The organism is Vibrio maerlii (genome assembly GCF_003415655.1).
GTDB lineage: Bacteria > Pseudomonadota > Gammaproteobacteria > Enterobacterales > Vibrionaceae > Vibrio > Vibrio maerlii.
In genome coordinates this window covers 124,080-138,077 of the sequence record NZ_QRHC01000010.1, presented here as the reverse complement: position 1 = coordinate 138,077, position 13,998 = coordinate 124,080, and the positions used below count along the sequence as shown (strand labels likewise).

Annotated in this window: 12 protein-coding genes and 1 riboswitch; of the genes, 7 read left to right on the top strand and 5 right to left on the bottom strand. The window is 46.5% G+C overall.

The window, feature by feature from the left end; all coding sequences use genetic code 11:
- The first annotated feature begins 98 nt into the window (after positions 1–98).
- Together slmA and lpxL are read left to right on the top strand one after the other, a co-directional pair.
- Positions 99–689 (top strand): nucleoid occlusion factor SlmA, encoded by a 591-nt coding sequence (gene slmA, locus DPF91_RS17060; protein ID WP_117235650.1) that lies wholly within the window; start codon positions 99–101, stop codon positions 687–689.
- Positions 690–781: 92 nt separating this feature from the next.
- Positions 782–1,741 carry an LpxL/LpxP family Kdo(2)-lipid IV(A) lauroyl/palmitoleoyl acyltransferase gene (gene lpxL / locus DPF91_RS17055; protein ID WP_117235649.1) on the top strand — a complete coding sequence of 320 codons (960 nt, stop codon included), beginning with the start codon at positions 782–784 and terminating at the stop codon, positions 1,739–1,741.
- Positions 1,742–1,813: 72 nt separating this feature from the next.
- Here lpxL and pyrE read toward each other — a convergent pair whose 3' ends face one another.
- Both pyrE and rph read right to left on the bottom strand, forming a co-directional pair.
- On the bottom strand, positions 1,814–2,455 hold the full coding sequence (gene pyrE, locus DPF91_RS17050) for an orotate phosphoribosyltransferase (RefSeq protein WP_117235648.1): 642 nt from the start codon (positions 2,453–2,455) through the stop codon (positions 1,814–1,816).
- Positions 2,456–2,606: 151 nt separating this feature from the next.
- On the bottom strand, positions 2,607–3,323 hold the full coding sequence (gene rph / locus DPF91_RS17045; RefSeq protein ID WP_117235647.1) for a ribonuclease PH: 717 nt from the start codon (positions 3,321–3,323) through the stop codon (positions 2,607–2,609).
- Positions 3,324–3,626: 303 nt separating this feature from the next.
- Between rph and DPF91_RS17035 the strand changes: the two genes are divergently transcribed.
- Positions 3,627–4,493 (top strand): YicC/YloC family endoribonuclease, encoded by an 867-nt coding sequence (locus DPF91_RS17035; RefSeq protein ID WP_117235645.1) that lies wholly within the window; start codon positions 3,627–3,629, stop codon positions 4,491–4,493.
- A 198-nt stretch (positions 4,494–4,691) separates the two neighbouring features.
- Here DPF91_RS17035 and DPF91_RS17030 read toward each other — a convergent pair whose 3' ends face one another.
- Both DPF91_RS17030 and DPF91_RS17025 read right to left on the bottom strand, forming a co-directional pair.
- Complete coding sequence (locus DPF91_RS17030; RefSeq protein ID WP_117235644.1) at positions 4,692–5,117, bottom strand: phosphate-starvation-inducible protein PsiE; 426 nt, start codon at positions 5,115–5,117, stop codon at positions 4,692–4,694.
- 110 nt (positions 5,118–5,227) lie between these two features.
- A complete protein-coding gene (locus DPF91_RS17025; RefSeq protein ID WP_117235643.1) occupies positions 5,228–6,598 on the bottom strand; it encodes an NCS2 family permease in 1,371 nt (456 codons plus the stop codon).
- Positions 6,599–6,694: 96 nt separating this feature from the next.
- Positions 6,695–6,794, bottom strand: a riboswitch (purine riboswitch).
- A gap of 227 nt (positions 6,795–7,021) precedes the next feature.
- Between DPF91_RS17025 and gmk the strand changes: the two genes are divergently transcribed.
- The 4 genes from gmk to recG all read left to right on the top strand — a co-directional run bounded on the left by gmk (position 7,022) and on the right by recG (position 12,554).
- Entirely contained in the window at positions 7,022–7,645 is a 624-nt protein-coding gene (gmk, locus tag DPF91_RS17020) for a guanylate kinase (RefSeq protein ID WP_117235642.1), read from the top strand.
- Between the two features lie 164 nt (positions 7,646–7,809).
- Positions 7,810–8,082, top strand: coding sequence for a DNA-directed RNA polymerase subunit omega (gene rpoZ, locus DPF91_RS17015; RefSeq protein WP_047049053.1), 273 nt, complete (start codon positions 7,810–7,812; stop codon positions 8,080–8,082).
- A gap of 42 nt (positions 8,083–8,124) precedes the next feature.
- Positions 8,125–10,245: a bifunctional GTP diphosphokinase/guanosine-3',5'-bis pyrophosphate 3'-pyrophosphohydrolase gene (gene spoT, locus DPF91_RS17010; protein ID WP_117235641.1), complete on the top strand. Its 2,121-nt coding sequence runs from the start codon at positions 8,125–8,127 to the stop codon at positions 10,243–10,245.
- Between the two features lie 230 nt (positions 10,246–10,475).
- Entirely contained in the window at positions 10,476–12,554 is a 2,079-nt protein-coding gene (gene recG, locus DPF91_RS17005) for an ATP-dependent DNA helicase RecG (RefSeq protein ID WP_117235640.1), read from the top strand.
- Positions 12,555–12,625: 71 nt separating this feature from the next.
- Here recG and envZ read toward each other — a convergent pair whose 3' ends face one another.
- Positions 12,626–13,930 (bottom strand): two-component system sensor histidine kinase EnvZ, encoded by a 1,305-nt coding sequence (gene envZ, locus DPF91_RS17000; protein ID WP_117235639.1) that lies wholly within the window; start codon positions 13,928–13,930, stop codon positions 12,626–12,628.
- Positions 13,931–13,998 lie beyond the last annotated feature (68 nt).

The following is a 13,998-nucleotide window of genomic DNA, read 5'->3' as shown; positions in this document are numbered from 1 at the left end:
CAGGTATAACTTTTTTAGCAGCTAGCGTAGGGTTATACTCTGAGGTCTGTTCATTGAACAGACCTAGATATTTAGCGGTAATCAAAAGGAATCGAAACGTGGCCGGAACCAGAAAATCAAATCGTCGTGATGAAATCCTACAAGCTCTTGCTCATATGCTAGAGTCGAACGAAGGCGCATCACGCATTACAACGGCTAAACTAGCAAAACAAGTGGGCGTATCAGAGGCTGCGCTGTATCGCCACTTCCCGAGCAAGGCTCGCATGTTTGAAGGGCTTATCGAGTTTATCGAAGAGTCTCTGATGTCACGCATCAACCGTATTTTAGATGAAGAAAAAGACACGCTAACTCGACTTCGTCTTGTTCTGCAGTTGATTCTTGCTTTTGCAGAGAGAAACCCGGGTCTGAGCCGGATACTCTCTGGTCATGCTCTGATGTTTGAAAACGAGCGCTTACGTGATCGAATTAACCAGTTGTTTGAACGTATTGAAGCATCTCTGCGTCAGATCCTGCGTGAAAGAAAGCTGCGTGAAGGTAAGTCCTTCCCAGTTGATGAAAAGATTCTTGCTGCTCAGCTTCTTGGTCAGGTTGAGGGTAGCTTGAACCGTTTTGTACGTTCTGATTTCAAATACCAACCAACCTCGAACTTTGAAGAATACTGGGCGCTACTCAGCGCTCAGATTAAGTAGTTAGGCGCAAACCCGAATAAAACCAAAAAGATAATTGCGCAAAGACTAGGGTCTGTTGACCTTAAGAACCATTACCTTTTCATAGGATCAAGATGAGCAAAGATTCAAAAGATAAGTACGAAGCACCCAAATTCTCTCTCGCTCTGCTGCACCCTAAAAGCTGGGGAGTATGGCTAGGCTTCGGTTTTCTCGCATTGGTAGTCAATATCTTACCATACTCAATCCTACTGAAGTTGGGGCGTGGATTAGGACAACTCGGTATGCGCTTTGGTAAAAAGCGTGTGCATGTAGCTAAGCGCAATATTGAGCTCGCCTTTCCGGACAAACCCACCGAAGAGATAGATGAGTGGGTCGAGGACAATTTTAAGAACACTGGTCTCGCGCTTATTGAAACAGGCATCACCTGGTTCTGGCCAACGTGGCGATTTAAACGTTTGATTGTCGCTAAAGATATCTCTGTTCTTGAAAAACATCGAGAGAACAACAAAGGCGTTCTACTATGCTGCGTTCATGCACTAAACCTTGAGATCACCGCTCGTGCTTTTGCCGTGTTGGGACTTGCTGGTCACGGTGCATTTCGCCCACACAACAACCCCGCTTACAACTTCATTCAGTACTGGGGCCGTACGCACAATGGCAACAAACTGATTGACCGCAAAGACCTCAAGCAGATGATCCGAGTAATGCGCCAGGGCGGTCGCTTGTTCTATCTACCAGACCACGATTACGGCCGTAATAAATCAGAATTTGTACCCTTCTTTGCAATTGAAGATGCCTGTACTACCACAGGTACTAGCATTCTGGCTTACACAAGTAAGTGTGCCATTGTTCCTGGTTCAGGCTTTAGAAATGATGAGGGTAAGTACGAGATCATCGCAGATCAATCTATCGAAGCTGATTACCCACAAAAAGATGAGAAAGCCGCTGCTGCTTATATGAATGGTTTTGTGGAAGAAGTCATCTTGCGAGCACCAACGCAATGGATGTGGCTACACAAGCGCTATAAAACGATGGAAGACCCGAGTGTTGAGAAAGGGATTAGATATAAATAAGAGTTTCTAGAGGAAGGACAGTACCTAGCTCCTAGAATAAAGCTCTAGGAACTAGGTACTCATTTCTAGGAGCTAGATACCGTATTGAGCACGATACGCTTTAACCGCTTCTAGGTGCTCTGGGTCTGTGCCTTTCTCTTCAAGGAAGGTCACTAGGTCTGTTAGGCTAACAATAGAGATGATTGCACAGCCGAAATCACGTTCCACTTCTTGGATTGCAGAAAGCTCGCCCTTACCTTTTTCTTGGCGGTCGATTGCGACTAGCACGCCAGCAAGGTCAGCACCATTTGCTTGAATGATTTCCATTGATTCACGAATCGCAGTACCCGCTGTGATTACGTCATCCACCAGCATAATACGACCTTCAAGCGCAGAGCCAACTAGATTGCCACCTTCACCGTGGTCTTTTGCTTCTTTACGGTTAAAACAGTAAGGAGTGTCTACATCGTGATGATCAGCAAGTGCTACCGCTGTCGTTGTCGCAATTGGGATGCCTTTGTATGCTGGGCCAAATAGCACGTCAAACTCAATACCAGAATCCGCTAGCGCCGCTGCGTAAAAACGACCTAAGCGCGCTAGGTCACGACCTGTGTTAAACAATCCAGCATTGAAGAAGTAAGGGCTCTTACGACCAGATTTTAAAGTAAACTCACCAAACTTAAGTACTTCTTTCTCTAGTGCAAACTCAATAAATTCACGTTGATATGCTTTCATGTTTTCTCTCGACATATAAAAGTTACTAGGTTCTAGTTGCTAGTCCCTAGAGGGAACAAACCTAAAGCAGAGACTAGAACTATCTAGGAACTAGGCACTCATTTCTAGGCACTTCTCAAAAAAATAGCCCCCATTGGGAGCTATATATCAATTAATCGGCTAGTGCAGCCTTCTGTGCAACAACAATATCGGCAATGCCTTTCTTCGCCGACTCTAGCAGCGCCATTAGCTCTTCATGGCTAAACGGTTCGCCTTCTGCTGTGCCTTGAATCTCGATCATCTTGCCTTCTTCGGTCATCACTACATTCATATCGGTGTCAGCGGCAGAGTCTTCAACGTATTCAAGGTCACACAGTACATCTTCACCAAGAATACCCACAGAAACAGCGGCTACGTGGCCCTTCATTGGGTTCTTCTTAAGCGTGCCGTTATTCAGAAGGTGTTGGAATGCATCTGCCATCGCAACGCTTGCGCCAGAGATAGACGCTGTGCGCGTACCGCCATCAGCCTGAATCACATCACAGTCTACTGTGATCATGATTTCACCCATTGCTTCTAATTCTACAACCGCACGTAGGCTGCGAGCAATCAGGCGCTGGATCTCCATTGTACGACCGCCCTGCTTACCACTTGCTGCCTCACGACGAGTGCGAGAGTGAGTTGCACGAGGTAGCATGCCGTATTCTGCTGTTACCCAGCCTTTACCTTGGCCTTTTAGCCAACGAGGTACATTGGTTTCTACCGATGCATTACACAAAACTTTGGTGTTACCAAACTCTACCAATACAGAACCTTCTGCGTATGCAGTGTAGTTGCGAGTTATTTTGATAGAACGCATTTGGTCTTTAGCGCGATCATTTGGACGCATGGTGAACCCTTTTAGGCTGTAATAATTGGTCGGGGAGTATAGCAAAGGAAGAAAGCAGATGGTAGAACGCTTCGCTGCAGAAAAAGATGGTAGAGTCGTATTTCCTAATACACTCTGTAAGCTAGCGATATTGGGTTTCCATTTTGCTCCTACTCTATTTTCTACAATCTTTAGGACGCAGTCCGTTCTATACTCTATCAATTTAGCCTTTAGCCTAGCGATCTGTTCTCCGTTACCTATAACCAAGTTTCTGCTACTATTAGCACCGCGTTATTTTCACAAGATTATAGACAGGAAAATTCGATGATTTTTAGTATGACCGCGTACGCGCGTAAAGAGATTAAAGGCGATTGGGGCTCTGCAGTTTGGGAGATCCGCTCGGTAAACCAACGCTACCTAGAAACTTACTTCCGCATGCCAGAGCAGTTCCGTGGACTAGAGCCAGTGCTGCGCGAGCGCTTCCGTAAGCGCCTTGCTCGTGGCAAGGTTGAGTGCCACCTACGCTTTGAAACTAATCCTGCTGCAAAGAGTGAGTTGATCATCAATGATGCGCTTGCTCAGCAAGTGATCAATGCAGCAAACCAAATCAGCGGCATGACTGGCGAGTCTTCTCGTCTAAACCCATTCCAGATCATGAACTGGCCTGGTGTAATGGAAACGCCTGAGCAAGACCTTGATACCATCAATAAAGAGCTGCTTTCTGCCTTTGACCAAGCGTTAACCGACTTCATCGAAGCTCGCGCAAGTGAAGGTGAAAACATGAAGGCACTGATCGAACAACGCCTAACGGCTATCACTGATGAAGTAGTTAAAGTACGTGCTCGCATGCCAGAAATTCTAGAGTGGCAACGCGAACGTCTGCTTAACAAGTTTGAAGAAGCGAAAATTGAGCTTGAAGGTGCTCGTGTTGAGCAAGAGCTGATCCTTCTGGCACAGAAATCAGACGTAGCCGAAGAGCTCGACCGTCTAGATTCTCATGTAAAAGAAGCGACCAACATTTTGAAGAAAGGTGGCGCATGTGGCCGTCGTTTAGACTTCATGATGCAAGAGTTCAACCGTGAATCAAACACGTTGGCATCGAAATCTATCAGCACAGACATCACGGCATCAGGTGTAGAGCTTAAGGTTCTCATCGAACAGATGCGTGAGCAGATCCAGAATATTGAGTAATAACTACAGAGCTAGAGAGCTAGAGAGCTAGAGAGCTAGAGAGCTAGAGAGCTAGAGAGCTAGAGAGCTAGAGAGCTAATGTTGAGGGTTGACGTGAAGGCGTCAAACCTTTTTAGTGCTTCGGATTAAAGAATCTAGATATCTCGTTTTCCAGAAGCGAAGCGTTCTATAGGACGAAGTCCGTTCTAGATTGTTTCTTTACTCATCTTTCTCATTGGTTCTTCTATCCACATACGGCCAATAATGATGCCCGACACGAATCAGTAGTGTCGCTGCCGCTAGGATAAACGCCGCCACCGATAGCCAAACGACTAAGACGGCATCCAGCTCCTTCATCCCTAATGTGATGTAGCGAGCAATCGCCATCATCGCAATATAAATCGGGTAGCGAACCGGGATCTTACCGTTGACCACGAACTGCTGAACCATAGCGAGTACTTCGAGGTAGATAAACATCAACAGGATATCGGTCAGTAATACGCGCTTTTGTTCAAACACGTGGAAGAATTCTTCCACCATCGCAAACAAGGTTGCAAGCGTAATTGCCACAAGCAAGATTGCCTCTAGAGAAGCAAATATCTTCAAGAAGGGTTTGGTAAAACCTTTAGGTAAGTGAGACGCCATAACTCTCATTCGGCCGATAACTTAAATTTGTTAGCTACTATAGTTGAAAATTGGTGGATATAAAAAGGCCCCGTACGAGACGAGGCCATTCATAAAGATATTTAAGCGACTTAAAGCAGGATTAAGTACGTCATGAATAGTGCACATAGCACGTAGATGACTGGGTGTACTTCTTTACCTTTACCCGCGACTACCATTGAGAATGCGTAGCTGATGAAGCCCATTGCCATACCATTTGCTGGCGAGAAGCTTAGAACCGTAAACATAATGGTGAAGAATGCGGCAATACGAGACTCTTTCTGCTCCCACTGGATTTGACCTAGACGGCCAATCATGTAGATACCCACAACCACCATCGCTGGAGCTACCATCGCAGACGAGAAAATAGAGAATAGAGGGTAAAGGAATAGCGAGATTAAGAACATGCCTGCTACAACAACAGCCGCAAGTCCTGTCTTCGCACCTTGAGAAGACGCAATGCCTGACTCAGAGAACGCAGTAATAGACGTTGTACCCAATACAGAACCAATCACCGTACCACCTGCATCTGCAACAAGCGCAGACTTAGCATTCGGAACCTTACCATCTTTATCGATGATACCCGCATCGCGACCAACACCCACGATAGTACTCAAGCCATCAAAGAAGTCGACAATGAGGAAAATAAGCACAATAAACAGAAGATCGAATAGCTTATCTGCTGTTAGTTGAGAGAAGTCAAAGATAGCACCAAAGCTGCCTGACATGCTTGGTGGCATTGAGACCAACTGCTCTGGGATTGGCGCATTGTTAGTACCCAAGAAGGTGTCAGCAATAATCGTCAGCACGATTGCAGTAATGAAAGAGATAAATGTCGCTAACTTGATGTCACGTACCATACAGCCCAAAGCAACAAAGATACTGATATAAGCAACGATCACTTTAGAGTCTGCAATATCACCCATGCTCACTAGAATGAATGGGTTCGATACAATGATGCCTGCATTCTTAAGGCCCAGAAACGCAATGAATAGACCAAGCGAAACCGTAATTGCATTCTTCAAGTCTTCAGGGATCGATTCAATCATCGACTTACGAATGTTGGTCATTGATAGAACGAGATAAAGCACGCCTGACAGGAAAATACCAAATAACGCTTCATGCCAAACCAGTGCCACAGAGCCACTTAGCAGCATACCTTTAAAGAAGCCGTTCATGCTCATGCCTGGTGCAAGCATCACTGGGTAATTACCCCAGATGCCCATGATTAAAGTTGCAGCGGCTGCAGCCAATGCCGTAGCCGTAAAGACAGCACCCTTATCCATTCCGGGAATATCACCAAGAATTGCTGGGTTCACCGCTAGAATGTAGCTCATCGCTAAGAAAGTAATAAAGCCGGCGTAGAGCTCTGTGCCGATGGTGGTTTTTCTTTCCGTGATCTTAAAAATTGAATCCAGTTTGCCAGAAGAATCCTGGGCTTTAAGGGTGGTGTCGATACTCACAATCAAACCTGTAGAACAATAAATGGATAGGGTTTACGAGTTCGAGCGCGGTTAATGTTTGAAAGGAAAGTTCTAAAGCCAATGTAGGATAAAGGCGCTATAAAACTCATTCACTGTAGTCGCTTAGATAGGCTAAGCGGTAGAAACATCTGATCCAATTCATCAAACATATACAGCAACCGAAAACGTTTGCGCGAATTGTAAAGATATTGATTAGAAACTCAACAAAAATGTGACTTTAATCTCACTTCACCGAGTTTCGGTCTTTCTAAGAGCGTTTGCGTATTTATCCGCTTTCTCTACATAGTCGGTGAAATTGAATAAAATTTGTTTCAAATTCAGGGTTCATGCTACTCTTCGCCTCCATTTTTCTGTCTATGATTAGAGCAGATAGTTTTTCACCAACCAGATGAGAGCAAACTCATGGCTACAGGCACCCTTTATATTGTTTCTGCACCGAGCGGCGCAGGTAAATCTAGTTTGATTTCAGCAATGCTAGAAAAGAACCCGACTTACGCAATGAAGGTTTCTGTGTCGCACACAACTCGTGGCATGCGTCCTGGTGAAGAAGATGGTGTTCATTACCATTTTGTTGAGAAACACCACTTTGAAGACCTAATTGGTAAAGGTGAATTCTTAGAATACGCAGAAGTATTCGGTAACTACTACGGTACTTCTCGTGTCTGGATTGAAGAGACACTAGAGAAAGGTATCGACGTATTTCTAGATATCGACTGGCAGGGTGCTCGCCAAATTCGCGAACAAATGCCAAAAGCGAAGAGTGTTTTCATTCTTCCACCATCAAACGGTGAGCTTGAACGTCGTCTAAACGTTCGTGGTCAAGACAGCGCAGAAGTCATAGCAAAACGCATGGCAGAAGCAAAATCTGAGATCTCTCACTACAATGAATATGACTACGTGATCATCAATGATGATTTCGACGCTGCACTGATGGACTTTAAAGCAATCATCCGTGCAGAGCGCCTAAGAGAAGAGAAGCAAGCGGCTAAATATAAAGGCATGCTCAAAGCGCTTTTAGCTGAATAGAGTTTGAGAACCTAGTGCCGAAATTCTAGTTCCTAGAGATGAGTTTCCTGAACTCTTTTCACTAGGTACTAGGCACTAGGAACTGCTCACCTATAGACTAGTCACTTAATTATCTTGTATAATTTCCCATCGCACTTAATTTTAGTTAACTATTTGGAGTCCTCATGGCACGCGTAACTGTTCAAGACGCTGTTGAAAAAGTTGGCAACCGTTTCGACCTAGTTCTTATTGCGGCTCGCCGCGCTCGTCAAATGCAAACTGGCGGTAAAGATTCACTAGTGCCAGAAGAGAACGATAAGCCTACGGTTATCGCACTACGTGAAATCGAAGAAGGCCTAATCACTAAAGAAGTTCTAGATGCACGTGAGCGTCAAGAGCAACAAGAACAAGAAGCAGCAGAACTAGCGGCAGTAAGCAGCATTGCTCACAACCGTTAATCTTTTGCCTATTACTAAGTAACTCTCTTACGGGCCTATAATTTGTATCTATTTGATAGCCTCAAAGACGTTGCCCAAGAATACTTAACAGAGCCTCAACTAGAGGCTCTGCGTCAATCTTATATAGTGGCACGCGACGCACACGAAGGTCAGACTCGATCTAGTGGCGAACCTTATATCATCCACCCAGTTGCTGTTTCCCGCATCCTTGCGGAAATGCGCCTCGATATTGAAACCCTCCAAGCTGCACTCCTGCACGATGTTATTGAAGATACTGAAGTCACCAAGGAAGAGCTCGAAGCTCAATTTGGTAACACGGTAGCTGAACTCGTTGATGGTGTATCTAAGCTCGATAAACTGAAATTCCGCGACCGTAAAGAAGCTCAAGCAGAGAACTTCCGCAAAATGGTTCTTGCGATGGTGCAAGATATTCGCGTGATCCTTATCAAGCTGGCAGACCGTACGCACAATATGCGTACCCTTGGAGCATTGCGCCCTGATAAAAAGCGCCGTATCGCACGCGAAACGCTAGAGATTTACTCTCCGCTTGCACACCGCTTGGGTATCCACAACATCAAGACCGAGCTTGAAGAGCTAGGTTTTGAGGCGCTTTACCCTAACCGCTACCGCGTTCTTAAAGAGGTGGTTAGAGCGGCGCGCGGTAACCGCAAAGAGATGATTCAACGCATCCACAGTGAGATTGAAGGGCGACTTGAAGAAGTTGGCCTAAGAGCTCGCGTATTTGGTCGTGAGAAAAACCTTTTCTCTATCTACAACAAGATGAAGACCAAAGAGCAACGCTTCCATACCATTATGGATATCTACGCGTTCCGTGTTGTGGTTGAAGACCCAGACACCTGTTACCGAGTGCTTGGTCAAGTACACAGCCTGTACAAGCCACGCCCAGGTCGCATGAAAGACTACATCGCCGTACCAAAAGCCAACGGATACCAATCTCTTCATACCTCTATGGTTGGCCCACACGGTGTTCCTGTTGAAGTACAGATACGTACCGAAGACATGGACCAAATGGCAGACAAGGGTGTCGCGGCACACTGGTCATATAAGAGCAACGGTCAACGCTCTGGTACTACAGCACAGGTTAAAGCACAGCGTTGGATGCAAAGCCTACTTGAACTGCAACAAAGTGCCGGCAACTCATTTGAGTTCATCGAGAACGTTAAGTCCGACCTGTTCCCTGATGAGATTTTCGTCTTTACGCCAAAAGGGCGTATTGTCGAACTGCCATTGGGTGCAACCGCGGTAGACTTCGCTTACGCCGTACATACCGATGTCGGTAATACCTGTGTGGGTGCTCGTGTTGATCGTAACCCTTACCCATTGAGTAAGGCATTGAAGAACGGTCAAACCATCGAGATCATCAGTGCACCGGGTGCTAGACCTAATGCAGCATGGCTGAACTACGTAGTGACCTCTCGTGCTCGTACTAAGATCCGTCAGGTTCTGAAGACTATGCGTCGTGAAGAGTCGATCACTCTAGGCCGTCGATTACTGAATCACGCACTTGGCCGTCATACTATCGATACGATCTACCCAGAGAATGTTCAGGAAGTACTGACCGATCTGCGTTTAGAGAGCGTTGATTCCCTACTGGCTGCTATCGGTTTGGGTGAGTTAATGAGTATCGTGATTGCACGTCGCCTACTCGGTGATACCGATGAACTAACACAAACCAGTTCTATTCCATCGGAAAGTGATCGCAAGCTACCTATCCGCGGTGCTGAGGGTATCCTGCTGACATTCGCTAACTGTTGTCACCCAATTCCGGATGACCACATTATTGCTCACGTCTCTCCAGGTCGTGGTCTTGTGGTTCACCGTGAAACCTGTGCCAACGTTCGTGGCTATCAGAAAGAACCGGATAAGTACATGTCGGTAGAATGGTCTGATAATTACGACCAAGAGTTCATTGCTGAACTGGCTATTGACCTGCAAAACCACCAAGGTGCGTTAGCAGAGCTAACCAATGTTATCTCGAATACAGGTTCTGACATCCACAGTATCTCTACAGAAGAGCGAGATGGACGTCTATATACCGTGACGATGCATTTAACCACTAAGGATCGTGTTCACCTTGCTTCTATTATGAAGAAGCTGCGCATCATTCCTAATGTGTTGAAAGTACGTCGCCGTAGGAGCTAAGAGAAGTTCCTAGAGTCGAGTAGCTAGACCCTAGAAAAGATAAGAGACCGATGTGAGAGCATCGGTTTTTATTTGTGTACTTTGTTATTCATGGGTGTTCGCTCATAATTATCTCTTCCTCTAGTTACTAGAAACGCTCTTTCTAAGAACTTAACATCACTTTATCCTGTACAAATACACAGCCCAATGATTAACTATCTGTTATAGAACAACATCATTATGAGCTTGCTATGTCCCAACTATTGTCTGCGATTCCACTTACTTCACTCTCTGGAGTGGGTGCAAAGGTTGCTGAAAAACTGGCAAAGGTGGGCTTAAACAGTGTCCAAGATCTCCTCTTTCACCTCCCGCTTCGTTACGAAGATCGCACTCGTATTTACCCAATAGCCACGCTTCACGCTGGTTTATGGGCAGCGGTGCAAGGCAAAGTAATGAGCGTCGATACCATCTTTGGCAAGCGTAAAATGTTGGCTGTTAAGGTGAGTGATGGAAATGGAACCATCACCCTGCGTTTCTTTAACTTTAATGCAGCTATGAAGAACAGCTTCGCTGAAGGCAAACAAGTACATGCATATGGTGAGATAAAGCGTGGTGGTATGGGGCTAGAGATCATGCACCCTGACTACAAATTTTACGCAGCGACACAGAAACCTGATGTGGAAGCCAACCTGACTCCGGTTTATCCAACCACAGATGGTTTAAGACAAGTCACACTCCGCAACCTAACGGACCAAGCACTACAATTACTCGATGGTGCAGCTGTTAATGAATTATTACCCTCTGGGCTGTACAACCACCAGATCACGCTTGGTGAAGCTCTGCATACAATTCACCGTCCACCGCCAAGCATCAACCTTGAAGAGTTCGATCAAGGCAAACATCCAGCTCAGCTTCGACTCATTCTTGAAGAACTAATGGCGCAAAACCTATCTATGCTAGCCGTGCGTTCTCATGGTCAACTAGACAACGCCTTACCTCTGCCAGCGAAAGGCACTTTAAAGCAGCAATTACTCGACCAACTACCGTTCTCACCAACCAATGCTCAGACCCGAGTTGTTAGAGAGATAGAAACTGACATAGAAAAGCCTCACCCTATGATGCGCCTAGTTCAAGGGGATGTGGGCTCAGGAAAAACCCTGGTCGCAGCATTAGCAGCATTAAGAGCAATAGAGCATGGTCATCAAGTAGCCTTGATGGCGCCAACCGAGCTTCTTGCCGAGCAGCACGCCATTAATTTTGCCAACTGGTTCGAATCCATGGGGATCACGGTCGGCTGGCTTGCAGGTAAACTAACTGGTAAGGCGAAAGAGAAAGAGCTCGAACGCATCGCTAATGGTGAAGCTCAGATGGTGGTTGGTACTCACGCCCTATTCCAGCAGCATGTTGAGTTTAAGCAGCTTGCTCTGGTCATCATCGACGAGCAGCACCGATTTGGTGTCCACCAGCGTTTAGAGCTACGTGAAAAAGGCGCAAAGCAAGGAGCTTATCCTCATCAGTTAATTATGACGGCCACCCCAATTCCTCGCACCCTAGCGATGACCGCATATGCTGATCTTGAAACCTCAGTCATTGATGAGCTACCGCCGGGGCGAACACCGATTCAAACCGTGGCGATTCCTGACACCAAACGCGATGATATCGTTGAGCGCGTTCGCAATGCTTGTCTAAATGAGGGGAAACAAGCCTATTGGGTATGCACCCTTATCGATGAATCTGAAGTGCTCGAAGCACAAGCCGCGGCCGATACGGCGGAGGAGTTACAACGCAAGCTGCCGGATGTCAAAATTGGTTTAGTGCATGGCCGAATGAAGCCGGCCGAGAAACAGGCGGTAATGCAGCAGTTCAAAGACAATGAGCTGCACTTATTGGTTGCCACAACAGTAATCGAGGTGGGTGTGGATGTACCAAACTCCAGCCTGATGATTATCGAAAACCCGGAACGATTAGGTCTCGCTCAGCTCCACCAGCTGCGCGGTCGTGTTGGTCGAGGCTCAGTCGCGAGTCACTGTGTGCTGCTTTACCATGCGCCGCTGTCCAAAACAGCGCAAAAGCGCTTAGGTGTACTGAGAGAAAGTAATGATGGCTTCATTATCGCCCAACGAGATCTGGAGATTCGCGGCCCAGGTGAGCTTCTAGGCACCAAACAAACTGGGCTTGCTGACTTTAAGATTGCAGACCTTATACGTGACCAGCATCTTATCCCACAGGTGCAGAAACTGGCTCGATACGTACACGACCACCACCCAGACAGCGCAAAAGCAATCATTGACCGCTGGCTCGGTGAGCGTGATTTCTATGCGAAGGCATAGAAGTTCCTAGAGGCGAGTTCCTAGTGACTAGAGGATGTCCTTTCAAGGAACTAGGCACTAGGAACATCTACCTATCTCACAGGAAAACTAATCTGCGCCTTCAAGCCACCTTCCGAGCGGTTGGTCACAATCACTGAACCATGATGTTGACCCACGATACGCTTCACAATTGCTAGCCCTAAGCCTGTGCCCTCACTACCACGAGCAGTATCTCCACGAGTGAACGGTTCAAAAAGCTTGGATATCTGGTCTTTCTCGATGCCTGGGCCGTTATCTTCGACACAGATCCATACTAAGGTGTTGTCTGCTGTAATACCGGTTGAGATCTTCACCCAGCCGTTACCATAACGAATCGCATTGACCACAAGGTTGCTCACAGCACGCTTAATCGCAATTGGACTACCAAAAGCAGGTTTTGCATTCGGTTCAAGCTCAGAGACAATCTCTATTTCGTACCCACCCTCTGCAATCGCCACATCATTGGCAATATCACTAAGATGCACGGACTCAAAAGTTTGAGTGTTAACCGGCTTCAAGTAGTCCATGAACTGGCTGATGATCTCATTGCATTCTTCGGTATCGTTAATAATGCCCTCAGCCAGATAACTATCCTCTGGTGACATCATTTCTGTCGCCAAACGGATACGAGTCAGTGGCGTACGCAAGTCATGACTGATACCCGCCATGAGCAATGCACGGTCCTCTTCGAGCGCCTGAATACCTTTCGACATCTGATTGAAGCTGCGAGTTACTGAACGGATCTCTGATGCACCTTTCTCAGGCAATTGAGGAGGAATCTCACCACGTCCAACCGCTTTAGCTGCTTTCTCTAGCTCAATCAAAGGTCGGTTTTGCAAACGAATAAACAGCCAACCACCCGCGACAATGATTAGTGCCATGATCAGGCTGTTATGGAATAACGGAGCAAAGTCCTCTTGCTGGAGCTCAGACAAAGGAATTCGAATCACGCTGTCAGGGATAGAATCTATCTGCATCCACAAGATATAGCTCTCAACCCCAAGCGACAATCGCACCTCGGTAGGAATACCGAGTTCATCGGTCATCTCCTCAGACATCAAATCTACCGACATCGCGCTGTTGTAATCCTGAGCGGTCGGCTCTTCCATGGTATGCACCGTCACCCCTAGCTGCTCTAATACTCGGCGCTTAATCGGCGCTTCAAGATCATCGCTTGAGTTCAGTTCGGTGCTGTCGTCCAGCATCAGGCTCATCTCATGAGCAAGGATCTTGTTGAACTGCTGAAGGCTTGGCATCAGTGCGTAGTTAAACACCGCGTAGTACGAGTAAACCTGACTCGCGAGCAGCAGAGTAAGCAGTAAAAGAATCGATTGAGTAAAGGAGCTACGGATGCGCATATACTGGGTCCTAGAGGCTAAGTTCCTAGTATCTAGATTATAAGCGCGAGCAAAGAATTGATAGTGGG